Raw genomic sequence first — 22,695 nt, 5'->3', positions numbered from 1 at the left:
ACAAACAATAATTCAAAAGTATGGGAACGGGGATGAATCAACAGACTCTCGACGCGCGCCGCTCGCGTCAGGCGTTGCTGGCCGGCTCGGTCGGCAACTTTATCGAATGGTATGAGTTCGGGGTGTACGGGTTCCTGGCCACCGTTATCGCCGCCAATTTTTTCACGCTGCAGGGTGAAAACGAAATCACCAGCCTGATCCTCACCTACGCCGCCTTCGCGCTGGCGTTTTTCTGTCGGCCGATCGGCGCGGTGATATTCGGCCGCATCGGCGATCGCATCGGCCGTCGCCCAACGCTGATTGCGGTTCTGCTGTTGATGACGCTGGCCACCGCGCTGATCGGCGTCATGCCGACCTATGCCTCGATCGGCGTCGCCGCCCCGCTGCTGCTGACGCTGCTGCGCATGTTTCAGGGGCTGTTCGCCGGCGGTGAATTCGGCGGCGCCGTGTCGCTGATGACCGAGTTCGCCCCGAAGGGCAAGCGCGGGCTGTTCGGCGCCTGGCAATCGCTGACCGTCGCGCTCGGCCTGCTGGCCGGGGCCGGGCTGGTGGCGCTGTTGGCCGCGCTGCTCAGCGTGCAGCAGCTGCATGACTGGGGCTGGCGCATTCCGTTCCTGCTGGCGCTGCCGCTGGGCGCCGTGGCGCTGTGGCTGCGGCTAAAGCTCGAGGAAACGCCCACGTTCACCCAGGCGCAGCAACATGCGGAACACGCCGCCGCGCCGCCGGAAGCGAAGCTGGGTGGCGTGGTGAAAACCATTTTGATCGGCATCGGCCGCATGATGGGCTGGTCGGCCGCCGGCTATACCTTCCTGGTGGTGATGCCTTCCTATTTGCAAACCTCATTGCACGCCACCTTCCAGCAGGCGCTGGTGGCGACGGTGCTCGCCAACGTCGGCTTCGCCCTGACCATTCTGCCGGCGGGCATTGTCAGCGACAAACTGGGGCGTAAAACGGTGATGCTGACGGCGGTGGCGGCGGTGATCCTGTTCACCTTCCCGCTGCTGCACCTGTTGCAGGATGCGCAGAGTTCACTGTGGGCCAAAGGGCTGGCGGTCATGATCGCCGGCGCCGTGGTTGGCCTGCTGGCCGGCCCCGGCCCGGCGATGCTGGCGGAGATGTTCCCGACCCGGGTGCGCTATACCGGCTTGGGGCTGGCTTACTCGTTGTCCAATGCGGTGTTTTCCGGCTCGGCCGGGCTGATTATCACCGGCCTCATCAAACAGACCGGCAATATCGACATTCCCGCCTACTACGTGGTCGCCACCTCGGTGGTCAGCCTGTTTGCGCTGATGACGCTGCGCCGCGACGATCATCTGCGCTCGCTGAACGAACGTTAATCCTCCGGGGGCGCATCGCCCCCTTGCCAACCCGTGACCTCGATCACAAGGCATAAATGTTAATGTTAACGTTAACTTTTGTGATTAACATCGCATGCGTGACATCTGCTGGCTTCATCCCTTTACGAGTTAACGTTAACAATGGAGTTAACTTCACTCACCGGGGCCCTACCCATGAACCGCGAAACTAAAAAATATTACGTGCTGCTCAGCGGCCTGCTGTTCTTCTTTTTCTTCACCTGGTCTGCCAGCTTTTCGCTGATCTCGCTATGGCTGAATCAGAAGATCGGCCTGAAAGGCGCCGAGACCGGCCTGATCTTCTCCGCTATCTCGTTGGTGGCGCTGTGCGCCCAGCCGCTGTACGGGTTTATTCAGGACAAACTTGGGCTGCGCAAGCACCTGCTGCAGTTTCTCGGCGTGATGCTGCTGCTGACCGGCCCGTTCTTTATCTACGTTTACGCCCCGCTGCTGGCGAGCAGCCTGCCGCTCGGCGCGCTGGTCGGCGGGGTATTTATCGGCGCCACCTTCTTCGCCGGCATCGGCGCGCTGGAATCTTATACCGAGCGAGTCAGCCGCATCAGCGGTTTCGAATTCGGCCGCGCCCGCATGTGGGGATCGCTCGGCTGGGCCAGCGCCACCTTTTTGGCCGGTTTTATCTTCAATATCGATCCGAACATCAATTTCTGGCTGGCCTCTGCCGCCGCCGTGGTATTCCTGTTGCTGCTCAGCCAGGTGCGCGAGCTGAAGCCGAACGCCATGGCCGGCCTGGCGTTCGGCAAACCGGAAAATCTGCGGCTGCAGGATGCGCTGGCGCTGCTGCGTATGCCGGGCTTCTGGGCGCTGGTGGTGTTTGTGCTCGGCATCAGCGTATACAACGTTTTCGATCAGCAATTTTCGGTCTACTTCGCCTCACAGTTCGCGTCACGCGAACAGGGCAACGAGATGTACGGTTTTCTCAACTCGCTGCAGGTCTTCCTCGAAGCCGGCGGTATGTTTCTGGCTCCGCTGCTGGTGAACCGCATCGGCGCCAAGCAGGGGCTGTTGCTGGCGGGCAGCGTGATGGCGCTGCGCATGTTCGGCTCCGGCTTGGTCAGCGGCGCCTTGATGATCTCCGCCATGAAACTGCTGCACGCCGTAGAGTTGCCGATCCTGCTGATCGCTATCTTCAAATACATCGCCAGCCGCTTCGACAGCCGCCTCTCCTCCACGCTGTACCTGGTGGGCTTTCAGTTTATCACCCAAGTGATGGCCAGCTTCCTGTCGCCGCTGGCGGGCTACGGTTATGACCGCATCGGCTTTGCCGACACCTATCTGCTGATGGGCTGTGCGGTCGCCGCCACGACGCTTGTTTCCTGTTTCCTGCTGCGCGGCGAACGTTCCGCCGGCGCAACCCCCTTTCAATCCGCCATTAAATCAAGCGAGTCTATCCAATGAACACTGCCTTAGCTCAAGCCGACCATGCGGTCGAGGCCCTGCGCGCAGAGCGCCAAGACGAATACTACCCGCAGTTCCATCTCGCGCCGCCCGCCGGCTGGATCAACGATCCCAACGGCCTGATCTGTATTGACGGCGTCTATCATGCCTTCTTCCAGCATCACCCCTACAGCGAACACTGGGGGCCCATGCACTGGGGGCACGCGACCAGCCGCGATCTGATCCGCTGGCAGCACCAGCCCATCGCCCTGGCGCCCGATGCGCCCTATGACAAAGACGGTTGTTTTTCCGGCTGCGCCGTGGATGACAACGGCGTGCTGACGCTGATTTACACCGGCCACGTGTGGCTGGGCGAGCCCGGCGACGACAGCCAGGTGCGGGAAGTGCAATGTCTGGCCACCAGCGAAGATGGCATACGCTTCGTTAAACATGGGCCGGTGCTGGCCCCGCCGGACGGCATTCAGCATTTCCGCGATCCGAAAGTCTGGCGCGAGAACGGCGAATGGTGGCTGGTGGTCGGCGCCAAAGAAAACGGTCTCGGCCAGGTGCGCCTGTACCGTTCTGCAGACCTGCGCGCCTGGCGCTTCGATCGGGTGCTGGCCGGCGCGCTGGCGGCGCATCAAGGGTATATGTGGGAATGCCCGGATTTCTTCCCGCTGGGGGAACAACACCTGTTGCTATTTTCGCCGCAGGGGCTGGCGGCACAGGGCTACCGCTACCGCAATCGCTTCCAGAGCGGCTATCTGCTCGGCCACTGGCGGCCGGACGGCGACTTCAGGGTGACGCAGCCCTTCTGCGAGCTGGATGCCGGGCACGATTTCTATGCGCCGCAAACCTTCACCGCCGCCGACGGCCGTCGGCTGCTGTTTGCCTGGATGGATATGTGGGAATCCCCGATGCCCAGCAAAGCGCACCGCTGGGCCGGCGCCCTCACCCTGCCGCGCGAGCTGACGCTGGCCGCCGACGGCAGCGTCCTCATGAACCCGGCGCGTGAACTGGCGGCGTTGCGCCGAGAATCGCACACCTTTTTGGCACAGACGCTGACCAATCAACATCTGCCGCTGGCGGACGACGTGCAGGAACTCACCCTGACGTTGAGACCGGCCGACAACGACGCCGAGCGTTACGGGCTGGCCATCGGGAATGCGGCGCGCCTGTTCGTCGACAATCAGGCGCACCGGCTGGTGCTGGAACGTTTTCATGACAACCCCGCCCTGTGCACCTGCCGCAGCGTGCCGCTGCCGGAAGGTGACACCCTGTCACTACGTCTCTTCATTGACCGCTCATCGCTGGAGATCTTCGTCAATCAGGGCCAGGCCTGCCTGACCAGCCGCATCTATCCGACGGCGGGCGAGCGCCACCTCAGCCTGTTCGCCGCAGGCGGCCGGGCACAGTTCGAGCCCATCACGGGATGGCGGTTGGCAAGCATCTGGGGATAATGGGAATGAGCACCGGGCGCGCAGCGACGCACCCGGTGCGCTTACAGCGAACCACGCTCCAACAGCGGGCAAGGCACTTTCACCGTCTCACGCTGCTCCCGCTGCTCAATCACATGCAGCGCCGCAAGGCGGCCCAGCTCGTAATGCGGCAGTTGCACCGTCGTTAATGCCGGCAGGAACAGCTCGCCGGTGCCGACCATATTGTCGTAGCCCAGCACCGCCACCTGTTGCGGTATCCGCCACCCTTGCGCCAGCAATACCTGATACACCAGAAAGGCTATCCGATCGTTTCCGCACACCACGACGTCGCAATCGCGCCGCCCGGGAGAGAAATGCCGCTCCAGCAGCGCGACGCAGTCGCGATAGCTTTGATCGCCGCCGCTCAGATCGAGATGATACTGCCGCAGCTGTTCAACATCGCGCCCCGCTTCGCGCCAGGCGCGTTCCAGACCGCGGCGGCGCAGGCCCGCCGCCAGCGTATCCGCCGGTAAATGAATGCACAGTGGCGCGCGATAGCCTTTGGCGATCAGCGTGCGCGTGGCGTCATACTGCCCTTGCTCGTCATCAGGAATGTAGCTGGCGATCGAATGCGCCGGGCTGACGCAGTTGGCCAGCACCAGCTTTTTGTCCAGCAGTTTGGCCGGCAATGTCACCTCGCGCAGCCCCATCGTGGTGAAGATCACCCCATCCGGACGATGCGCCAGCAGCAGATCGACGGTCTGTTCGGCGTTGTCGTCGGCAAACAGGTTGACGACGAAGCTGTTCCAGCCGCGTTCACGCGCGGTTTTCTCAATCGACAGGATCATTTCCACCGAGAACGGCGTCGTGGCGGTGTCCAGCGCCAGCACGCCGAGCGTCTGCACGCGATTTCCGTCACCGCGAATACGCCGCGCCGACAGATCCGGCACGTAGTCCAACTGGTCGATAGCCTGTTTGACGCGGCGGTAGGTTTCCGGCCGCAGCTTGCCGGGTTCATTGATGGCGCGGGACACCGTCATCAACGAGACTCCGGCAAGTTTTGCGACGTCTTTCAGCGAAGCCATGCGCCCTTCTTTATGATTAATGGGGAAAAGTGAATAATCCCATAACCGGGCGCAGGACTCTACTCTGCGTTAGCAGGCTATGATGTTCGCCCACAGGAGAGCGCCGTCGGCCGTCAGCGGCGCCACTTCACCGCCCGCCGCCTGCGCCGCCCACCAGACGCCCTCGCGCGCCCGCAGTTCGCCGCCCCCCGGCAGCGACCAGACCCCGCTCAGCACATACAGCACGCCCGCCTGGTTGGACTGCAGGGGGACGGGCGCCGTGCTGCGCCGCACCTCGGCCGCCTGCCGGCCGCGGCGCGTCATGATGTTGAAATCCTGGCTGGCGCCGCCCAGCAGCGTCGCTTCCAGCGCCACGTCGCCGGAGAACGCGAACGGCTCCCCGACGCGCGCCAATTGATGGTCGATATGCCCGGCGCTGAACAGCCGCACGCCGTCGCCTTCCAGCAGCGTGATCGAACGATCGATGCCCGCAAAGGCGGAAAACGGCCCGTCCTGCGCGATGGTGGCGATGCTGGCGCGCCAGTCAAAATCCTGCGCGCCCGGCGGCCAACTGACGATTTCACGGGTTTCCCCACCGCCGTTGCGCCACGGGCTGACCGGCAGCGCGGCGAAGCTAAAACGGGTCAGGCTCATTACGCCTCCTGCTGAAAGGTTTTCAGCACCTGCAGGAACTCGGCGCTGCTCTGCTGCTGTAGCGCGTGCCGCCCCTGCTCGATCACCTGCCGGCCGCCGACGAACACGTCGCGAATTTGCTCTTTACCGCCGGCGAACAGCCAGCGGTTGAGGATCGAGGCGTCCGGCGCCGCCGCCAGATACGGATCGTCGCCGTCCAGCACCAGCCAGTCGGCGCGATAGCCGCTCTGCAACCGGCCGATCGGCGCGCCGCACGCCTGCGCGCCGCCCTGCAGCGCCTGCAGGTACAGCACATCGCCCACCGCCGACTGTTCCGGCGTCGTCAGACGGTTGCGGCGCTGATCGCGCAGCCGCTGGCCGTATTCGAACCAGCGCAGCTCTTCCACCACGTTGAGCGAAACGTGGCTGTCGGAACCGATGCCCCAGCGCCCCTGCTGCTGCAGGTAAGCGTCGCCAGGGAAGATGCCGTCGCCGAGGTTGGCTTCGGTGGTCAGGCATAGGCCGGCCACCGCGCGGCTGCGCGCCAGCGCTTCCAGTTCGTCGCGATCCAGATGGGTGGCATGCACCAGGCACCAACGCTGATCGACCGGCAGATGGTCATACAGCCAGGCCACCGGGCGCTGCCCGCTCCACGTCAGGCAGTCGTTCACCTCTTTTTGCTGCTCGGCGATGTGAATATGCACCGGCAAAGTGCGATCCGACGCGGCCAAAATCTGCTGCATCTGGCCCAGCTCCACCGCACGCAGCGAATGGAAGCACAGCCCCTGATTCTGCAACGGGCGATCCACCAGCTGGCGGGCAATCACCTGCTGCTGGTGCAGATAGCTTTCGGTATCCTGGATAAAACGTTTCTGCCCCGGCTGCGCCGGCTGCGCGCCGAAACCGGCGTAGCTGTACAGCACCGGCAGCATCGTCATGCCGATGCCGGCCTGATGCGCGGCCTCGCTGAGGCGGCCGGTCATCTCACCGCGATCGGCGTAAGGCTTGCCGTCAGCGTCGTGATGCAGATAATGGAATTCGGCCACCTGGGTGTATCCGCCCTTGAGCATTTCGATATACAGTTGACGGGCGACTACCTCCACCTGCTCCGGCGTCAGGCGCTGCACCAGGCGGTACATCAGATCGCGCCAGGTCCAGAAGCTGTCCTGCGGGTTGCCCGCCACTTCCGCCAGCCCGGCCATCGCGCGCTGGAAAGCGTGGGAGTGCAGGTTCGGCATGCCCGGCACCGCATCGCCGTGCAGCCGGGTGCAGCCTTGCGGCTCAGCGTCGGCGGTAACTTGAGTCAGATAACCTTGCGCATCGACGTCCAGCCGGACGTTATGCGCCCAGCCCTCAGGGAGCAAAGCGCGTGGGGCAAAATAAGCAGGCATGGCAGTATTCCACTGTTGGTGTAACGGCGAATGAGGCGCGGCGATGGCGCGCCTTCGGAAATTTTTGGCGGCCGCCGGCAAGTTTCTGGCGCGACGGCCACTAGTTGTATATACATATACATACGCCGACATCAACAGTAAACTGGTGTTATTATTTTTTTATTTGACGAGGTTAACGTCGTGGCTGAACAACAGACCGTGTTACAACTGGCGGCTGCAATGAGCGATGCCCCCGCCCCGATCTACCAACGGGTCAAACAGGCGATCGTGAATCAAATCCGTGCGGGGCATTGGCAACCGCACCAGCGCGTGCCCTCCGAAAGTGAACTGGTGGCGGAACTGGGCGTCAGCCGCATGACCATCAACCGCGCGCTGCGCGAGCTGACCAGCGAAGGCTTTTTGATCCGCATGCAGGGCGTCGGCACCTTCGTCGCCGAAGCCAAGGCGCATACCGCGCTGCTGGAAGTGCACAACATCGCCGATGAGATCGCCGCGCGCGGTCATCGCCACAGCAGCAAAATCCTCGAGCTGAAGGCCCGTGCGGCCAGCGAGGAAGAAGCGACGGCGCTGGGCATTCAGCCCGGCCAACGGCTGTTCTACTCGCAGATCGTGCATTACGAGAACGATGTGCCGGTGCAGGTGGAAGACCGCTGCGTCAACCCGCTGGTGGCGCCGGACTACCTGAAGCAGGATTTCGATCGCGTCACGCCTTACACCTACCTGACGCAGGCCGCGCCGCTGACCGCCGGCGAACACATCGTCGAAGCGGTGATCCCCACCCGGCGCGAGCGCGAGCTGCTGCAGCTGGAGGACCACGAACCCGGCCTGCTGATCCATCGCCGCACCTGGTCCGGCAAAACCGTAGTGACCTCGGCCCGGCTGCTGTACCCCGGCAGCCGTTATCAACTGTTCGGCCGCTTCACCAGCGAAGTCTGATCCCCGGCGGGCGCGCCCTGCGCCCGCATCTCCGCTATCGATCACATCCTGATAACAAAATTTCGCCCGCCTCTTGTGACATCCCGATGAATGCGTTAGGTTGTTTTTAATTGTATATACAACCATGTGGGAGCTGCGGCTCCGGCGGAGGAAAGCAATGACGTCTGAGATTCACTGTGACAGCCTGTGGCACGGCGCCGATATCGTCACCATGCGCGACGGCAAGTATCACACCCTGACCGACGGCGCGATCGCCGTGCGCGACGGCAAGATCGTCTGGATTGGCGAACATGCGGCGCTGCCGTCCGGCCTGATCGCGGACGAAACGGTGAAATTCGACGGCGGCATCATCACCCCCGGTTTTGTTGACTGCCACACGCACCTGGTGTTCGGCGGCAATCGCAGCGGCGAGTTCGAACAGCGGCTGAACGGCGTGAGCTACGCCGAGATCGCCGCGCAGGGCGGCGGCATCATTTCCACGGTGAAAGCCACCCGCGCGGCCGACGAAGCGCTGCTGCTGGAGCAGGCGCTGTTCCGCCTGCGGCCGCTGCTGGCGGAAGGCGTCACCTGCGTGGAGATCAAATCCGGTTACGGCCTCAGCCCGGAAAGCGAACTGAAGATGCTGCGGGTGGCGCGCAAGTTGGGCGAGCTGTTGCCGGTCGAGGTGAAAACCACCTGTCTGGCGGCCCATGCGCTGCCGCCGGAATACGCCAACCGCGCCGACGACTACATCAATCTGGTCTGCGACACCATCATCCCGCAGGCGGCGGCAGCCGGCCTGGCGGATGCGGTTGACGCCTTCTGCGAACATCTGGCGTTCTCACCGGCGCAGGTGGAGCGGGTCTTCGCCGCCGCCGAGGCCGCCGGTCTGCCGGTCAAGCTGCACGCCGAGCAGCTCTCCGCCCTCGGCGGCAGCACGCTGGCGGCACGCCATCACGCGCTATCCGCCGACCATCTCGAATACGCCACCGAACAAGATGCCCGCGCCATGGGCGACGCCGGCACCGTGGCGGTGCTGCTGCCCGGCGCCTATTACCTACTGCGCGAAACCCAGTGCCCGCCGGTGGAGCTGTTCCGCAAGCACCAGGTGGCGATGGCGATCGCCAGCGACGCCAACCCCGGCACCTCGCCGGCGCTGTCGCTGCGCCTGATGATCAACATGGCCTGCACGCTGTTCCGCCTGACGCCGGAAGAAGCGTTGGCGGGCGTCACCACCCACGCCGCCAAAGCGCTGGGGCTGCAACACAGCCACGGCACGCTGGAAACCGGCAAGGTGGCGGACTTCGTTCACTGGCCGCTGTCGCGGCCGGCGGAACTGGCTTATTGGTTGGGCGGTCAGCTGCCCTGTACGGTGATTTTCCGAGGAGAAGTACGTCAATGACCATTCGCGATCCTTTTAGCTTCCAGACCGGCAGCCTGCCGCTGCTGATCAGCATCCCGCACGCCGGCACGCAACTGACGCCGGCGGTCGAGACCGGGCTGACCGACGACGCCCGCCCGCTGCCCGATACCGATTGGCACATACCACAGCTGTACGACTTCGCCCGGGCGATGGGCGCCAGCGTGCTGGTCGGCAACTATTCGCGCTTCGTCATCGATCTGAACCGCCCGGCGGACGACAAGCCGCTGTACACCACCGCCACCACCGGTCTGTATCCCGACGTGCTGTTCGACGGCCGCCCAAGCTTCCTGCCGGGCAAAGCGCCGACGGACGCAGAGCGCGCCGGCTATCTGCAGCAAATTTGGCAACCTTATCATCAGCAACTGCAAGACGAACTGGCGCGCCTCAAAGCGCGGCACGGCTATGCGCTGCTGTTCGACGCGCACTCCATCGCCTCGGTGATCCCGCGGCTGTTCGAGGGCAAGCTGCCGGATCTCAATCTCGGCACCAACGGCGGCGAAAGCTGCGCCCAGGCGCTGAGCGATCGGCTGGTCGCCTGCTGCGAGCAGCAACAGCAGTTCACCCACGTGCTGAACGGCCGCTTCAAGGGCGGTTACATCACCCGCGCCTACGGCCAGCCGCAGCAGCAACAGCATGCGATCCAGCTTGAGCTGGCGCAGGTGAACTACATGTCCGAACAGTATCCTTACGCGTTCGAACCGCAGCGCGCCGCCTCGCTGCAGCGCCTGCTCAAGCAGATGATTGAAGGCCTGTTGGACGGCGCCGCCAGACTCAACTGATCCCCTTTGCAGGCGCCGCCGGGCGCCTGTCTCTCCCCCTGCCTTTAACCGCATCGTCAGCCGCGTTCTGCGCGCCATATCAAAGTTTCGCGTGATTCCCCACCGACTGGTCTAAACAGCGCACAAAACAGCGGCCGACGAAAAACGCACTGCGCCACAATCAGCCGAAAAGCCCGCGCTCCTCGTCAGCGCCGGGCGGCGTGTGGCCGAACTGGCCCGTTTCGAACCATCACTCTGGAGGCCCTATGTCTGTAACACCGTTAAACTGGCGCGCTGCCGGCGCCGTTGCCGAACAATTGCTGGCCGGCTGGCAACGGCATGGCGAACCCGGCGGCGCCATCACCCTGTTTGACGCCGAACAACTCCGCGCCACCGCCTGCGCCGGCCTGGCCGATCTGGCGCAGAATACCCCCTTCACCGCCGACAGCGTGGTGCGCTACGCCTCCGTGACCAAGCACATCTTTGCCGCGCTGGCGCTGAACGCCACCGGCAGCGCCATTCGGCTCGAACAGCGCCTGGGCGAACTGCTGCCCGCCCTGCAGCCTGCGCTGGCGGACGTCACCGTCGGCCAGGCGCTGGACATGACCGGCGGCCTGCCCGACGTGCGCGAGACGCTCGGCCTGCTCGGCATCCCGCTGCACGCCGTCAGCGAGGCGCTGCCGGTGATGCAGTTTGTCGAGGGGCTGGAAAGATTGAACTACGAAGCCGGCAGCGAGGTCGCCTACAGCAATACCGGCTATCGGCTGCTGGAGGCCGCGCTGCGCAGCAAGGGGTATGATTTCGACCAACTGGTGCAACAGCACATCGCCCGGCCGCTGCAGGTGCAGATGCGGGCGCCGGAAAGCTGGTTCGACGTGGTGCCAGGGTTGGTGCCGGGTTACTGGCGAGCGCCGCAGGGCTGGCAACACGCCAGCGCCGGCCTGCACCTTTCCGCCTCCGGCAGCCTGACCGGCAGCCTCAACGCCCTCACCCGCTGGCTGCAGACGCTGCTGGCCAACGAAGGCACCGGCCAGGGCGTGCTGGCGCAACTCGGCGCACCGCGCCGCCTCAATCAGGGCCAACTCAGCGCCTATGGCCTGGGGCTGGCGCAAACCCCGCTGGGCCGCCGGCGCTTGCTCGGCCACGGCGGCTCCCACGCCGGTTACAAAACCTATTTCCTGCTGGCGCCCGATCGCCAGGCCGGCGTCGCGCTGGTGGCCAACCGCGAAGACTGCGACAGTTTCGGTATGGCTTTGCAGGTGATGGCGGCGCTGCTTGGCGAACCGCTGCCGCAGCGCAGCATGGCGATCCCCGACGGCCTTTACGCCACGCCGGCGGAGCCGCACTGGCTGGAGGTCAAAAATGGCAATCTGGCCTATCTGGGCAGCGATGAACCGCTGTATCAGGGCGAAGACGGCTACGCGGTGTCGCTGTCCGCCCATATGCCGATCAAATTGAAGTGGACTGGCGAAGCGGTCGAGGGCGAGGTCGGGCATGTGGCGCGCCGTTTCCTGCCGGTCACGGCCAACGGCGACTGCCTGAAGCATGTGCAGGGACTTTGGTATCACCCGCACTATCGCACCGCCTTTGAAATTCGCGGCGATCGGGTGCATATCGGCGTCGGCCCGGCGGCGCAGACCGGGACGCTCAGCCCGCTCGGCCAGGGCCGCATGCTGGTGGAGTGCCAGGACGGCCCGTGGTTAAAACGCTTTTGCCTCTATTTCCGCGGTTACAACGTGGATCTCATCGCCAACCGCAGCCGGATGCTGACCTTCCGCCGCAGCACCGTCGGCCGCGACTGACGCTCAGCGTGCGCTGCCGGTTTTGACCGCCAGCAGCGCATCCGCCAGCTGCCGTTTGTCGGCGGCGCTGAGATTCACCTGATCCACTGACGCCATAAACGCCGCCCGATCCGCCTCGCCGAGCGGGCCGGCGCGCAGCCGCTCCGCCAGCCGTTGCAATATCTGGCTGCTCAGCTGTGCGATCTGCGGGCGCACCTGCGCCAACGGCCGCGGCTGCCAGCCGGGTTCCGGGCTCGCCAGCCAGTCGGCGCGATAGCGGTACTGAATCGCCTTGGCAGCGTCCATCTGCGCGGCGATAAAAGGCCGCACCGACGCCGGCTCCAACCCCAAACGCCCCGCCTCCGCCTGCGCGCTGGCCAACACCTTCGCCTCCTGCGCCAGGTCTTCGATCGGCAAATGCCGCTGCGCCTTGTAACCGGCGACGTCCTTCATCAACGACAGCCGTTGGTTCACCAGCTCGCCGATAGCGGCTGCGCCCTCTGCCAACGCGGGAAAACTGGTCAAACAGCAGGCTATCAATAACGCCCTGAACATGGCGCCTCCCTTATGATGCAGTGAAACGTAAGGCCCAAAGTTCACCACGTCCGCCCCGCGCTGGCAAATAAAAAGGCCCCGCCGCAGCGAGGCCCGATAACGCTCGACAAACCTTAGTCGAACACGCCGTTGATGACGGAAGCCACAATCGCGGTGCTGAGTGCGACCAGCACCAGATCGTCGCCGGCGATACGCCACTCATAACCCGGGTACTGCGGCAGATCACGCAGCATCGAGTAAGGCACCACTTTTTTGGCGATGCCCGGCGGCAGCGGTTTACCGCGCGCCAGATTCTTGGCGATGCCCGGTGGCAGCGAGCTGTAGCCGGTCAGGCCGTAGTTGCGCGCCAGCGAACGGGCGCGGTCGCGCGAGAGGCTGACGGAAACCAGATTATCGTCGTTTCTATAACCGCCTTTATCTTTATTGCCTTTGTTGCCGTTGTTGCCATGGTTACCGCTATTACCGTGATTGCCGCTGTTGCCATGGCCATTACCGTTGCCGTTACCATTGCCGCCTTTGTCAGCCAGGGCCGGGGCGGATGACAACCCCAGCGACGCGATCAGCGCCAACACCGTGAGGGTCGTACGACGTTTGTTCATGTTGTGTATTCCTGCGTGGGGGACTCTGTTGACTATAGCGGGTCTTTTCCGGACGAAGTATAAGGAAAACTCCGAGATAACAAGTGCAGTTTGACGGCAGTCGCGCCAATAGCTTGTTTCAACACAACACGCCTCGAGAATTCCGAAACTTACCTCAGATTTTTCTTGAAGAAAAATAAGCCTTACGCTAGCGTGGGAGGGTAACAAAAAAGAGTTAGCGTGCTCTTTTTCGTCGCACCTCAAATCTTATTCTTATCATCCATAATGATAATAGCGAACACTTCCCGCCTCTCCGTGCGGGATTCTTTTTCCCGCCGCTGTCGCCCCAATCTGGTGCTTTATGTTGAGATTTGGTTGCCAATAATTTACATTCGCTGTCTGAGAAACCTCAACCTCCCGCGGTGGCCAGGCTGGCAACGGGTGGGCGTTCAGGAGCAAAAGACGTGCAAATGACCCTCATGGAATACATCACTCGGCACTTTAACGGCGATCTTCATCGTTACGCGCAGTCGGAAGGCGTCAGCCGTGAACAAATCATTAGTTGGATAAATAATGAATGTCACGTGATCAAAGGCAGGCTGTTTATGCCGGTGAAGCATCTCCCGGTTGAACAAGCCCAGTGATGACAAAAAAAACCCCGCCAGGCGGGGTTTTCTGTTTCTGATAACACGGAAAATCAGAAGTTATAGCCGACCACGAGGTAATAACCCCAGCCGGTAGACTTGATTGGGCCCTGCGGGGTGCCGATATCCGCGCCATCCTGCCACTGGCCGCCGTTATGGAAGTAACGCGCCACGAAAGAATAGTGCCAGTGATCGTAGTTCAGCGCCAAAATATGGCTGGAGGCGATCGAGTTGCTGGTGCGCACCTGTTTGCCGGTGCCGTCAACCCAATGGCTGTCCTTGCCCAGATCGGAACCGAAGTCGAAGTTGGTGAAGCCGATGTAGCTCAGGTTGCCGCCCCACACCTGGGTCAGCGGCACGAAGTATTTCACCTTGAAGCGGTAACCGTCCCAGCTGTTCTCGTTGGCGGCCTGGTAGTTTTCCCACTGGTATTTGGCATAGATGTTCATCGACAGGCTCATCGGCAGGCCGGTGTCGATATCGGTGCCCAGACCCATGTACCAGGTGTTCTGACGGCCGTCGGCGTTGTGGCCCAGATCATAGATGTAGTTGTTGGCGAAGTACCACTCTTTGAACGGACCGAAGCTCAGATCGGTGCCGGTCAGCTTGTCGATGGAGAAGCGCGGTTCAATCTCCATAAACAGCGGGGAACCTTTGTCCCAGATGCCGCGATCCGGGGTATTGCCCACGCCGAAGAACTTCGGCACGTCAACGTAACCGTAGAAATCGAACCAGTCTTTCTTGGCGAAGGCTTCGTATTCGAGATACACGTCGTTATTCAGCTGCGGCCCGAAGCGGGTGTGGTAGCTGCCCACCACGTTGACGCTCTGGTGCCACCAGTCGGAGACATATTGACTGTCTTTGCTATCAGCCATTGATGATGCACTGTAAGACGCTGCGAGCAGTACACCTGCTGCGAGAGCTATTTTTTTCATTTTATTACCACATGCTTAAAGGGCCATTTCCTGCCCGTTTAGAAAAGATGACAATGAGTCTGCCGACACCTGGCGTTGTCTTCACACAGAAACTCGGATGACGCGCGCATTATAGAAACCACTGACTGTAAGAATCTGTGATCCAGTTACGCATTTCGCGAATAGGTAATCGATTGCGTTCACATTTGTCAAATTATGTTTCATTCAAATTCACATTCGTTGTGATTTTTGTCATGCACATCGATTTTTAGCGCAGTTTTTGAGCCAACTGTCATCAGGGCGTCACCTGCCCGCCATTGAGCCGCGGCAAAGAAAAAGCCGACGTATAAACGTCGGCCTTCATAAAATCAGTAAAAAATACGCAAAGCGAAATCAGTTCACCGCTGGCACCGCCTTGGCGATGTTTTCCTGGCGGAACGCCACCTCTTCGCCGTTTTTCACCTCCCAGCTGGCGACCGGGATATCGGTCTTGGGCGCCGCCGCGACGACCGAGCCGTAAATCAGCTTGTCGTCGCGGCGCAAAATATAAACGTCGAGCTGATATTCATGCCGCAGATTCGCCGTGGTCAGGCGCACGGTATCGCCGCGCTCGTAGTGATGCACGTCGATTTCGGGTTGTTGAATAAATTGAATGTCGCTTCTCATCGTCGTCGTTCCTTCAGGCAACATGGCTAGTTAAATTCTAGTTCAACATTGCGCCGACGGCGGATAATTTCCGTTAATTTCCACGGGTTGCCCGCCAACAGATCAGCGAGCCGAGAGTGACCATCGCCACGCCCTGCCAGAAATTGACGGTCAGCGAGGTGTGCAACACCAGCGCGGCGAACACTGCCGACAGGACCGGGGTAAAATAAGAGACGGTCGCCAGCAGCGTCATGTTGCCGTGCAGAATGCCGACGTTCCAGGCGGCATACCCCGCCCCCATCGCCACCCCGGCGCACAGCAGCGTCACAGTCACGCCGGCGCTGAACTGCATGCCGCTTTCCGCGCTGAAGGCATATTTAAGCCACAGCGCCAGCGCGGTCAGCACAATGAACAGCACCACGCCGTTGCTGCCCTGGGCGATCTTCTTGGTCAGGTTGCAGTACAGCGCCCAGATCACCGCGCCGCTGAACGCCAGCCCGTAGCTGAGCGGATTGCTGCGCACGTTGGCCAGCATCTGCGCCGGTGACCAGCCGCCCTCGCCGCTCATGATCCAGCCGATGCCGAACAGCGACAGCAGCAGCCCCGGCAGCAGCCACCATTTCGCCTGTTGGCCGTTGAGTGCCAGCGCCATCAGCACGGTGAAACAGGGCCACAGGTAGTTGATCATGCCCACTTCTATCGCCTGCAGGCGGGTATTGGCGTAGCCGAGCGACAGCGACAGGCAGATCTCGTAGCTGACGAACAGCAGGCTGCCGACGATGAGATAAGGCCGCGGAAAGCTGCGCCATTTCGGCACGCCGAGCGCCACCAGCAAAAACGCCGCGCTGACGCTGTAGATCATCGCCGCGCCGCCGATCGGCCCCAGCCCTTCGCTGACGCTGCGAATCAGGCCGACGACGCTGCTCCACAGCACAATGGCCAACAAACCGAACAGCGTGGCGCGGGTACGCGAGGGTAAAGCGGGCATAAGGCGGATCCAATGGGTTATTTTTTATCAGGTTTTTCACTCTACTGCCGCACGCGCCAAAAAGAAAGGCGGGAAATTCCCGCCTGTGAGTTTATTGCTGCGGCTGCCGCTCGAGCTGCGGCGGCGGCTGGCGAAAACGCCGGGTCAGCCAGGCCAAATAGCCGAAGCCCAGCGTCGCCCAGATCAGCCCCATGGTCAGCGAGCTCTTCTCCAGGTTCAGCCACAGCACCCCCACCGTCAGCGCCCCCACCAGCGGCAGGAACAGGAAGTTGAAGCGATCCTTCCAGCTTTTATTGCGCCCTTCGCGAATGAAGAAGTGGCTGATCACCGACAGGTTGACGAAGGTAAAGGCCACCAGCGCGCCAAAGTTGATCAGCGCCGTGGCGGTCACCAGATCGAACGACAGCGCCGACAGCGCCACCAGCCCGACCATCAGCACGTTGAGCGCCGGCGTGCGCCATTTAGGGTGAATGTAGCCGAAGAATTTCTCCGGGAACACGTTGTCACGCCCCATCACGTACAGCAGGCGCGACACGCTGGCGTGCGACGCCAGACCGGAGGCCAGCGTGTTGATAAAGGTCACGCACAGGAAGATCGACTGGAACAGCTTGCCGCCGACGTACAGCGCGATCTCCGGCAGCGCGGCATCGGGCTGGTGGAAACGCTGAATGGTCGGGAAAAACAGCTGGATGAAGAACGACACGCTGATAAAGATCACCCCGCCATACAGCGCGGTCAGGAAGATGGCGCGCGGGATCACCTTGGCGGCGTCGGGCGTCTCTTCGCACAGCGTGGTGACCGCGTCAAAGCCGAGGAACGAGAAGCACAGGATAGTGGCGCCGGTAATGATCGGCAGCAGGTGCGCATTCTCACTGAGGAACGGCCGCAGGCTCCACACCGTGCCCATCCCCTCGCCGTTGTGCAGGCCGCGCACCACCAGGTAGATGAACACCAGAATGATCGCCACCTGCGCCAGCACGAACAGGGTATTGAAGTTGGCCACCAGATTGACGCTTTTCAGATTGATGGCGGTAATCAGGATAACGAAGCCCACCACCCACACCCAGGGCGGCACTTCCGGGAACAGCGCGGTCAGGTAAATCTTCGCCAGCAGCGTGTTGATCATCGGCAGGAACAGATAATCGAGCAGCGATGACCACCCCACCAGAAAACCGACGTGCGGGTTGATCGCCTTCTGCGCATAGGTGTAGGCGGAGCCGGCGGTAGGAAACTGGCGCACCAGTTTGCCGTAGCTGATGGCGGTGAACAGCACGCCGGCCAGCGCCAGCAGATAGGAGGTCGGCACATGGCCGTCGGTGAGGCCGGAGACGATGCCGAAGGTATCGAACACCGTCATCGGCGTCAGATAGGCAAGGCCCATCATCACCACCTGCCACAGCTTGAGGGATTTGCGCAGCTGCGGTTTGCCCGCCGGGCCGCCGTCGGTGGCTTTAATCGTCATGGCATTTCCCCTCTTGGTCCTCTGCTGTCAACCGTGCAACGTCATTCAGAGAGGCCGCGGGGAAACTGCTGCTCAGGCGGCGGGAAAAACGGGTTGAGGTCACTGTCGGGCGGCCGGCGACCGGCCCGTAGGCACTGCGGCACAGGCAAACGTCTGCGCATGGGAATGACTGAGTCATGGTTATTTCCTCGTCGGCGTCCTGTACGCCGTGATAGAAGAAATTCAGTACCGCAGCGCGCAGCCTCACCGGCCACAGGAGAGCCGATGAAATGCGCCGGACGCGCGCGGTAGTCGCAGGGTGAGTGGGATCAGGCGTTTTTCAGCATCCACTCGATTTCGGTTTCGGTGATCAGGCGCTCGAACTGCACCAGCTCATCGGTTTTGCAGGCCAGATAGACGTGGCTGAAACGTTCGCCCAGCAATGCATTGAGCACCGGCTGATGTTCGAACTCGTACAGCGCGTCGCTCTGGCGGATCGGGAACGGCAGCCCGTCCTGCTCCAGCCCGTTGCCGGTCACCGGCTCAGGCAGCGGCAGCGCGGTTTCCAGCCCGTAGACGATGCCGGCCAGAATGGCCGCCATCACCAGATAAGGGTTGGCGTCGGCGCCCGCCACGCGATACTCCACGCGGTGGTTGTCGCGATCGCCGCAGGGAATGCGCAGCGCCACGGTGCGGTTGTTATGCCCCCAGGAAGCCTGGGTCGGCACATACATGCCGGGCTGGAAGCGACGGTAAGCGTTGACGTTAGGCGCCAACAGCGCCATCGAGGACGGCATCAGGGCGATCATGCCCGCCAACGCCTGTTTCAGCAGCGCCGAGTCTTCGCCGTCGTCGTCGGCGAACACATTGTCGCCCTGCGCGTTCAGCATGCTGATATGCACGTGCATGCCGCTGCCGGCGTGTTCCTCATACGGCTTGGCCATAAAGGTCGCCTGCATGTTGTGGTTCTCGGCCACCATGCGCACCAGCCGCTTCAGCGCCAGCGCGTGATCGCAGGCCTGCAGCACGTCGTCGGTATGGTGCAGGTTGACCTCGAACTGCCCCGGCGACGCCTCCGCCACCGCGCCGTCCGCCGGAATGCCCTGCAAACGCGCCAGTTCGTCGATCTCGCTCAGCACGTCGGCGAAATGGTTGAGGTTATCGACGGAATACACCTGGCTTTGGGTGTTGCGCTCTTGCGTGCCCGGCGCGCACGGCGGCTGCAGATAGCCCTCCGCGTCGCGTTGACGATCGATGAGATAGAACTCCAACTCTACCGCTACCACGGGGGAAAGCCCGCGCTGACGCAAGCGCTGCCACACTCGGTTCAGCACATTGCGCGGTTCAACGTCAAAGGGAGTGCCATCTTCATCCAGCATGGTGAGCAGCACCTGCGCGATATATTGCGGGTCCGCCGCCGACGGCGTCAGCGTGCCCGGCACCGGCACGCACACGTGATCCGGTTCGCCCAGCTCCTGCCCCAACCCGGCCTCTTCTACGACGTTGCCGAGAATATCCATCGCAAATACCGACGCCGGGAAGTAACAGCCCTTCTCAAGTTTGTTCAGGCCGCCGACCGGGATGCGTTTGCCGCGGAAGCTGCCGTTCAGATCGGTCAACAGTACGTCGACATGTTGGGTTAACGGATAACGTTCCAGATACTTCTTCACTTCGCGCTGGAACGCGCTACTTCGTCTCTCTTCACTGTGCTGAACAAAGTTTTCCACTTCTACGATGTTGGTCTGCATGGTTCACCCGCCGTTTGTGTTTTGCTGTCGTCGATATTTATTGACCGTCTTGTTCAATATAATGCCCACAAATGAAACGTAGATGAAACAAATTTGTTTTGCAAGTGTTACTTTTGGTTTGAATATTGCCCAATCGACTGCTAGATTTATAGAATATTGAACGAAATCGGCGGTGGAGATGCTTATCGTTCATAATTTCGAACGTACCAAGGGGATAGCATGGACAATATATTTAACAGACCAGTCATCGGCGTCGTCATGTGCAGGTATAGGTTAAACGGGCACCTCACACAGACCTTGCAAGAAAAGTACCTGAATGCCGTTATCGCCGCCGGCGGCCTGCCGATCGCCCTGCCGCACGCGCTGGCGGAGCCGGAAATGCTGGCGGAACTGCTGCCGCGACTCGACGGCATTTTGCTGCCGGGCAGCCCCAGTAATGTGCAGCCGCACCTTTATGGTGAAAACGGCGATGAGCCTGACGCCGATCCTGGCCGAGACGCGTTGAGCCTGGCGCTGATCCGCCAGGCGTTCGACAGGCGCATTCCCCTTTTCGCCATTTGCCGCGGCATGCAGGAGATGGTGGTCGCCACCCAAGGCACCCTGCACCGCCGCCTGTACGAACTACCCGAGCTGCTGGAGCATCGTGAAGACCACGACCTGCCGCTGGAACAGCAATACGCCCCCGCCCACGAAGTCATCGTTCAGGAAGGGGGGCTGCTTTCGCAACTGATACCGGATTGCAACAGATTCTGGGTGAACTCGCTGCACGGCCAGGGCGCCAAAACCCTGGGCGCGAGCGTGCGCATCGAGGCGCACGCCGCCGACGGGCTGGTGGAGGCGATCAGCGTGCGCGATCAGCCCTTCGCGCTCGGCGTGCAGTGGCACCCGGAGTGGAACAGCGACGAGTACGCCCTGTCGCGCCTGTTGTTTGATGGTTTCATCACCGCCTGTCGGAACTATCAAAAGGAAAAACGCCCATGAGCGACGTCAGCTTGGCACCGGGAAAACGTCTGTCGCAGATCCGTCAACAATTAGGGTTGTCGCAGCGCCGGGTCGCCGAACTGTCTGGGTTAACCCACAGCGCCATCAGCACTATCGAACAAGATAAGGTCAGCCCGGCCATCAGTACGCTGCAAAAGCTGCTGACGGTATACGGTCTGTCGCTGTCGGCGTTTTTCGCCGAGCCGGAAAAACCGGCGGAGCCGCAGATCGTGATCGGCAGTGACGATCTGATCGAAATCGGCAGCCAGGGCGTTTCGATGAAGCTGATCCACAACGGCGACCCGAACCGCACGCTGGCGATGATGATCGAGACCTACGAACCGGGCACCACCACCGGCGAGCGCATCAAACATCAGGGGGAAGAGATCGGCACGCTGCTGGAGGGCGAAGTGGTGCTGCAGGTCAACGGCCAGAGCTATCACCTGCTGGCCGGGCAGAGCTACGCCATCAATACCGGCATCCCCCACAGTTTCAGCAACACGTCGGCGCGCATTTGCCGGATTATCAGCGCCCATACGCCGACGACATTCTGATCAACGGAGCCAGGCATGAACTTTCACCATTTGCAGTATTGGCAACAACGGGCGCAGACCCTGAAGATTGAGCACCGGTTGTTTATCGACGGCCGCTACCAGCCGGCCGCCGCGGGGAAATTTTTCGCCGTGGAAGATCCCGCCGGGCGCCGTGAGCTGGCGCAGGTTGCGCGCGGCGAAGCCGCCGACATCGATCGGGCGGTCAGCGCGGCGCGCGCCGTCTTTGAACGCGGCGACTGGGCGCAGGCCGCCCCGGCGCAGCGCAAAGCCACGCTGCTGCGCTTCGCCGATCTGATGGAGCAGCGTCACGAAGAGCTGGCGCTGCTGGAAACGCTGGACACCGGCAAACCGATTCGCCACAGCCTGCGCGACGACGTGCCGGGTGCCATTCGCTGCATTCGCTGGTACGCCGAAGCGATCGATAAGGTCTACGGCGAAATCGCCCCCACCGGCCGCGATGCGCTGGCGCTGATCGAGCGCGAGCCGATCGGCGTAGTCGGCGCCATCGTGCCCTGGAACTTCCCGCTGCTGCTGGCCTGCTGGAAGCTTGGCCCGGCGCTGGCCGCCGGCAACAGCGTGGTACTCAAACCCTCCGAAAAATCGCCGCTCAGCGCCATCCTGCTCGGCAAGCTGGCGCAGCAGGCCGGGCTGCCGGACGGCGTGCTGAACGTGGTGCCCGGCTATGGCCACGACGCCGGCAAGGCGCTGGCGCTGCACCGCGACGTCGACGCCCTCACCTTTACCGGCTCCACGCCGGTGGCGAAGCAGCTGATGATCTACGCCGGCGAATCGAACATGAAACGCGTCTGGCTGGAGGCCGGCGGCAAGAGCGCCAACATCGTCTTCGCCGACTGCCCGGATCTGGATCAGGCCGCCCGCAGCGCCGCCGCCGGCATCTTCTATAATCAGGGGCAGGTGTGCATCGCCGGCACTCGCCTGCTGGTCGAAGCGAGCATTGAGCAAGCGTTCCTGCAGGCGCTGCGCAAACACGCGGCGGCCTTCGTTCCCGGCGATCCGCTCGATCCCGACACGGTGATGGGCACGCTGATCGACAGCGGCCACTGCGAAAAGGTGGCCGGCTATATCGACCAGGGGCTGAGCCAGGGCGCCGCGCTGTTCCTCGACGGGCGCGACCATCCGCAGGGCGACCACGCCGGTTATCTGGGGCCGACCATCCTCACCCAGGTGAACAACGCCATGAGCGTGGCGCGCGATGAAATCTTCGGCCCGGTGCTGACGGTGACTACCTTCGACGACGAGCAACAGGCGCTGCAGCTGGCCAACGACAGCGACTACGGCCTCGGCGCCGCGGTCTGGACCCGCGATCTGGCCCGTGCGCACCGCATGGCGCGCCAGCTGAAAGCCGGCACGGTATTCGTCAACAACTACAACGACGGCGACATGACCGTGCCGTTCGGCGGCTACAAGCAGAGCGGCAACGGCCGCGACAAATCGCTGCACGCGCTGGACAAGTTCACCGAATTAAAAACCACCTGGATCTCGCTGGAATAAGG

General features: G+C 62.3%; 21 protein-coding genes. 11 read left to right on the top strand and 10 right to left on the bottom strand.

The genetic code is table 11. The annotated features are described in order from the left end of the window. Window positions 1–32 precede the first annotated feature (32 nt). The 3 genes from ABTW55_RS22130 to ABTW55_RS22120 all read left to right on the top strand — a co-directional run bounded on the left by ABTW55_RS22130 (window position 33) and on the right by ABTW55_RS22120 (window position 4,210). A complete protein-coding gene (locus tag ABTW55_RS22130; protein ID WP_033653892.1) occupies window positions 33–1,337 on the top strand; it encodes an MFS transporter in 1,305 nt (434 codons plus the stop codon). Between the two features lie 174 nt (window positions 1,338–1,511). Further along, a complete protein-coding gene (locus ABTW55_RS22125; protein ID WP_060420768.1) occupies window positions 1,512–2,771 on the top strand; it encodes an MFS transporter in 1,260 nt (419 codons plus the stop codon). After that, window positions 2,768–4,210, top strand: a complete 1,443-nt coding sequence (locus ABTW55_RS22120; RefSeq protein WP_060420765.1) for a glycoside hydrolase family 32 protein — start codon at window positions 2,768–2,770, stop codon at window positions 4,208–4,210. Before ABTW55_RS22125 ends, ABTW55_RS22120 begins: the two co-directional genes overlap by 4 nt. 41 nt (window positions 4,211–4,251) lie before the next feature. On the opposite strand, the gene ABTW55_RS22115 is transcribed toward ABTW55_RS22120, so the two are convergent. The 3 genes from ABTW55_RS22115 to ABTW55_RS22105 form a co-directional block, all read right to left on the bottom strand. Beyond that, window positions 4,252–5,253 (bottom strand): LacI family DNA-binding transcriptional regulator, encoded by a 1,002-nt coding sequence (locus tag ABTW55_RS22115; RefSeq protein WP_060420762.1) that lies wholly within the window; start codon window positions 5,251–5,253, stop codon window positions 4,252–4,254. A gap of 69 nt (window positions 5,254–5,322) precedes the next feature. Further along, window positions 5,323–5,886, bottom strand: a complete 564-nt coding sequence (locus ABTW55_RS22110) for a HutD family protein (protein ID WP_060420759.1) — start codon at window positions 5,884–5,886, stop codon at window positions 5,323–5,325. Then, window positions 5,886–7,256: a formimidoylglutamate deiminase gene (locus tag ABTW55_RS22105; RefSeq protein WP_060420756.1), complete on the bottom strand. Its 1,371-nt coding sequence runs from the start codon at window positions 7,254–7,256 to the stop codon at window positions 5,886–5,888. The genes ABTW55_RS22110 and ABTW55_RS22105 overlap by 1 nt, the downstream gene beginning before the upstream one ends. Before the next feature lie 180 nt (window positions 7,257–7,436). Between ABTW55_RS22105 and hutC the strand changes: the two genes are divergently transcribed. The 4 genes from hutC (at window position 7,437) to ABTW55_RS22085 (ending at window position 12,154) form a co-directional block, all read left to right on the top strand. Beyond that, complete coding sequence (hutC, locus tag ABTW55_RS22100) at window positions 7,437–8,192, top strand: histidine utilization repressor (protein WP_033646346.1); 756 nt, start codon at window positions 7,437–7,439, stop codon at window positions 8,190–8,192. A 157-nt stretch (window positions 8,193–8,349) separates the two neighbouring features. Then, complete coding sequence (gene hutI, locus ABTW55_RS22095; RefSeq protein ID WP_033646347.1) at window positions 8,350–9,573, top strand: imidazolonepropionase; 1,224 nt, start codon at window positions 8,350–8,352, stop codon at window positions 9,571–9,573. Continuing rightward, on the top strand, window positions 9,570–10,373 hold the full coding sequence (hutG, locus tag ABTW55_RS22090; RefSeq protein ID WP_060420753.1) for an N-formylglutamate deformylase: 804 nt from the start codon (window positions 9,570–9,572) through the stop codon (window positions 10,371–10,373). The genes hutI and hutG overlap by 4 nt, the downstream gene beginning before the upstream one ends. A gap of 245 nt (window positions 10,374–10,618) precedes the next feature. After that, complete coding sequence (locus tag ABTW55_RS22085; protein ID WP_060420749.1) at window positions 10,619–12,154, top strand: serine hydrolase; 1,536 nt, start codon at window positions 10,619–10,621, stop codon at window positions 12,152–12,154. 3 nt (window positions 12,155–12,157) lie between these two features. Here ABTW55_RS22085 and ABTW55_RS22080 read toward each other — a convergent pair whose 3' ends face one another. Then, complete coding sequence (locus ABTW55_RS22080; RefSeq protein WP_060420745.1) at window positions 12,158–12,688, bottom strand: chorismate mutase; 531 nt, start codon at window positions 12,686–12,688, stop codon at window positions 12,158–12,160. A gap of 113 nt (window positions 12,689–12,801) precedes the next feature. After that, window positions 12,802–13,287 carry an anti-virulence regulator CigR family protein gene (locus ABTW55_RS22075; RefSeq protein WP_033646351.1) on the bottom strand — a complete coding sequence of 162 codons (486 nt, stop codon included), beginning with the start codon at window positions 13,285–13,287 and terminating at the stop codon, window positions 12,802–12,804. A 443-nt stretch (window positions 13,288–13,730) separates the two neighbouring features. On the opposite strand from ABTW55_RS22075, the gene ABTW55_RS22070 reads away from it, so the two are divergent. After that, the gene (locus tag ABTW55_RS22070) at window positions 13,731–13,910 is read left to right on the top strand and encodes a hypothetical protein (protein ID WP_025160261.1); all 180 of its coding nucleotides are present in this window, start codon (window positions 13,731–13,733) and stop codon (window positions 13,908–13,910) included. Window positions 13,911–13,963: 53 nt separating this feature from the next. Here the strand turns inward: ABTW55_RS22070 and ABTW55_RS22065 are convergent, their stop codons facing one another. The 5 genes from ABTW55_RS22065 to ABTW55_RS22045 form a co-directional block, all read right to left on the bottom strand. Further along, window positions 13,964–14,845, bottom strand: a complete 882-nt coding sequence (locus ABTW55_RS22065; protein ID WP_004941293.1) for a nucleoside-specific channel-forming protein Tsx — start codon at window positions 14,843–14,845, stop codon at window positions 13,964–13,966. Between the two features lie 372 nt (window positions 14,846–15,217). After that, on the bottom strand, window positions 15,218–15,490 hold the full coding sequence (locus ABTW55_RS22060; protein ID WP_004941292.1) for a hypothetical protein: 273 nt from the start codon (window positions 15,488–15,490) through the stop codon (window positions 15,218–15,220). 73 nt (window positions 15,491–15,563) lie between these two features. Further along, window positions 15,564–16,457 carry an aromatic amino acid DMT transporter YddG gene (yddG, locus tag ABTW55_RS22055; protein ID WP_060420742.1) on the bottom strand — a complete coding sequence of 298 codons (894 nt, stop codon included), beginning with the start codon at window positions 16,455–16,457 and terminating at the stop codon, window positions 15,564–15,566. Between the two features lie 91 nt (window positions 16,458–16,548). Beyond that, a complete protein-coding gene (locus tag ABTW55_RS22050) occupies window positions 16,549–17,919 on the bottom strand; it encodes an APC family permease (RefSeq protein ID WP_033646354.1) in 1,371 nt (456 codons plus the stop codon). Between the two features lie 308 nt (window positions 17,920–18,227). Further along, window positions 18,228–19,646, bottom strand: coding sequence for a glutamine synthetase family protein (locus ABTW55_RS22045; protein ID WP_033638248.1), 1,419 nt, complete (start codon window positions 19,644–19,646; stop codon window positions 18,228–18,230). 219 nt (window positions 19,647–19,865) lie between these two features. On the opposite strand from ABTW55_RS22045, the gene puuD reads away from it, so the two are divergent. Genes puuD through puuC form a run of 3 tightly spaced genes read left to right on the top strand, consistent with a single transcriptional unit; the run spans window position 19,866 to window position 22,693 of the window. Further along, window positions 19,866–20,627 (top strand): gamma-glutamyl-gamma-aminobutyrate hydrolase, encoded by a 762-nt coding sequence (gene puuD, locus ABTW55_RS22040; RefSeq protein ID WP_043147308.1) that lies wholly within the window; start codon window positions 19,866–19,868, stop codon window positions 20,625–20,627. Then, window positions 20,624–21,181 (top strand): HTH-type transcriptional regulator PuuR, encoded by a 558-nt coding sequence (gene puuR, locus ABTW55_RS22035; protein ID WP_033638246.1) that lies wholly within the window; start codon window positions 20,624–20,626, stop codon window positions 21,179–21,181. The genes puuD and puuR overlap by 4 nt, the downstream gene beginning before the upstream one ends. Window positions 21,182–21,196: 15 nt before the next feature. Further along, window positions 21,197–22,693 (top strand): aldehyde dehydrogenase PuuC, encoded by a 1,497-nt coding sequence (gene puuC, locus ABTW55_RS22030; protein WP_060420739.1) that lies wholly within the window; start codon window positions 21,197–21,199, stop codon window positions 22,691–22,693. Window positions 22,694–22,695 lie beyond the last annotated feature (2 nt).

Source organism: Serratia sp. SM04, from assembly GCF_040280225.1.
In the GTDB taxonomy this organism is placed as follows: Bacteria; Pseudomonadota; Gammaproteobacteria; order Enterobacterales; family Enterobacteriaceae; genus Serratia; species Serratia sarumanii.
This window is presented reverse-complemented; position numbering and strand designations above follow the sequence as displayed.

Coding starts and splice junctions, on each gene's coding strand:
- ABTW55_RS22075 (WP_033646351.1), bottom strand. CDS start 13,287: ATGAACAAACGTCGTACGACCCTCACGGTGTTGGCGCTGATCGCGTCG.
- ABTW55_RS22110 (WP_060420759.1), bottom strand. CDS start 5,886: ATGAGCCTGACCCGTTTTAGCTTCGCCGCGCTGCCGGTCAGCCCGTGG.
- ABTW55_RS22125 (WP_060420768.1), top strand. CDS start 1,512: ATGAACCGCGAAACTAAAAAATATTACGTGCTGCTCAGCGGCCTGCTG.
- yddG (WP_060420742.1), bottom strand. CDS start 16,457: ATGCCCGCTTTACCCTCGCGTACCCGCGCCACGCTGTTCGGTTTGTTG.
- ABTW55_RS22115 (WP_060420762.1), bottom strand. CDS start 5,253: ATGGCTTCGCTGAAAGACGTCGCAAAACTTGCCGGAGTCTCGTTGATG.
- ABTW55_RS22050 (WP_033646354.1), bottom strand. CDS start 17,919: ATGACGATTAAAGCCACCGACGGCGGCCCGGCGGGCAAACCGCAGCTG.
- hutI (WP_033646347.1), top strand. CDS start 8,350: ATGACGTCTGAGATTCACTGTGACAGCCTGTGGCACGGCGCCGATATC.
- ABTW55_RS22085 (WP_060420749.1), top strand. CDS start 10,619: ATGTCTGTAACACCGTTAAACTGGCGCGCTGCCGGCGCCGTTGCCGAA.
- ABTW55_RS22120 (WP_060420765.1), top strand. CDS start 2,768: ATGAACACTGCCTTAGCTCAAGCCGACCATGCGGTCGAGGCCCTGCGC.
- hutG (WP_060420753.1), top strand. CDS start 9,570: ATGACCATTCGCGATCCTTTTAGCTTCCAGACCGGCAGCCTGCCGCTG.
- ABTW55_RS22065 (WP_004941293.1), bottom strand. CDS start 14,845: ATGAAAAAAATAGCTCTCGCAGCAGGTGTACTGCTCGCAGCGTCTTAC.
- ABTW55_RS22060 (WP_004941292.1), bottom strand. CDS start 15,490: ATGAGAAGCGACATTCAATTTATTCAACAACCCGAAATCGACGTGCAT.
- puuC (WP_060420739.1), top strand. CDS start 21,197: ATGAACTTTCACCATTTGCAGTATTGGCAACAACGGGCGCAGACCCTG.
- ABTW55_RS22130 (WP_033653892.1), top strand. CDS start 33: ATGAATCAACAGACTCTCGACGCGCGCCGCTCGCGTCAGGCGTTGCTG.
- puuD (WP_043147308.1), top strand. CDS start 19,866: ATGGACAATATATTTAACAGACCAGTCATCGGCGTCGTCATGTGCAGG.
- ABTW55_RS22080 (WP_060420745.1), bottom strand. CDS start 12,688: ATGTTCAGGGCGTTATTGATAGCCTGCTGTTTGACCAGTTTTCCCGCG.
- ABTW55_RS22105 (WP_060420756.1), bottom strand. CDS start 7,256: ATGCCTGCTTATTTTGCCCCACGCGCTTTGCTCCCTGAGGGCTGGGCG.
- ABTW55_RS22045 (WP_033638248.1), bottom strand. CDS start 19,646: ATGCAGACCAACATCGTAGAAGTGGAAAACTTTGTTCAGCACAGTGAA.
- puuR (WP_033638246.1), top strand. CDS start 20,624: ATGAGCGACGTCAGCTTGGCACCGGGAAAACGTCTGTCGCAGATCCGT.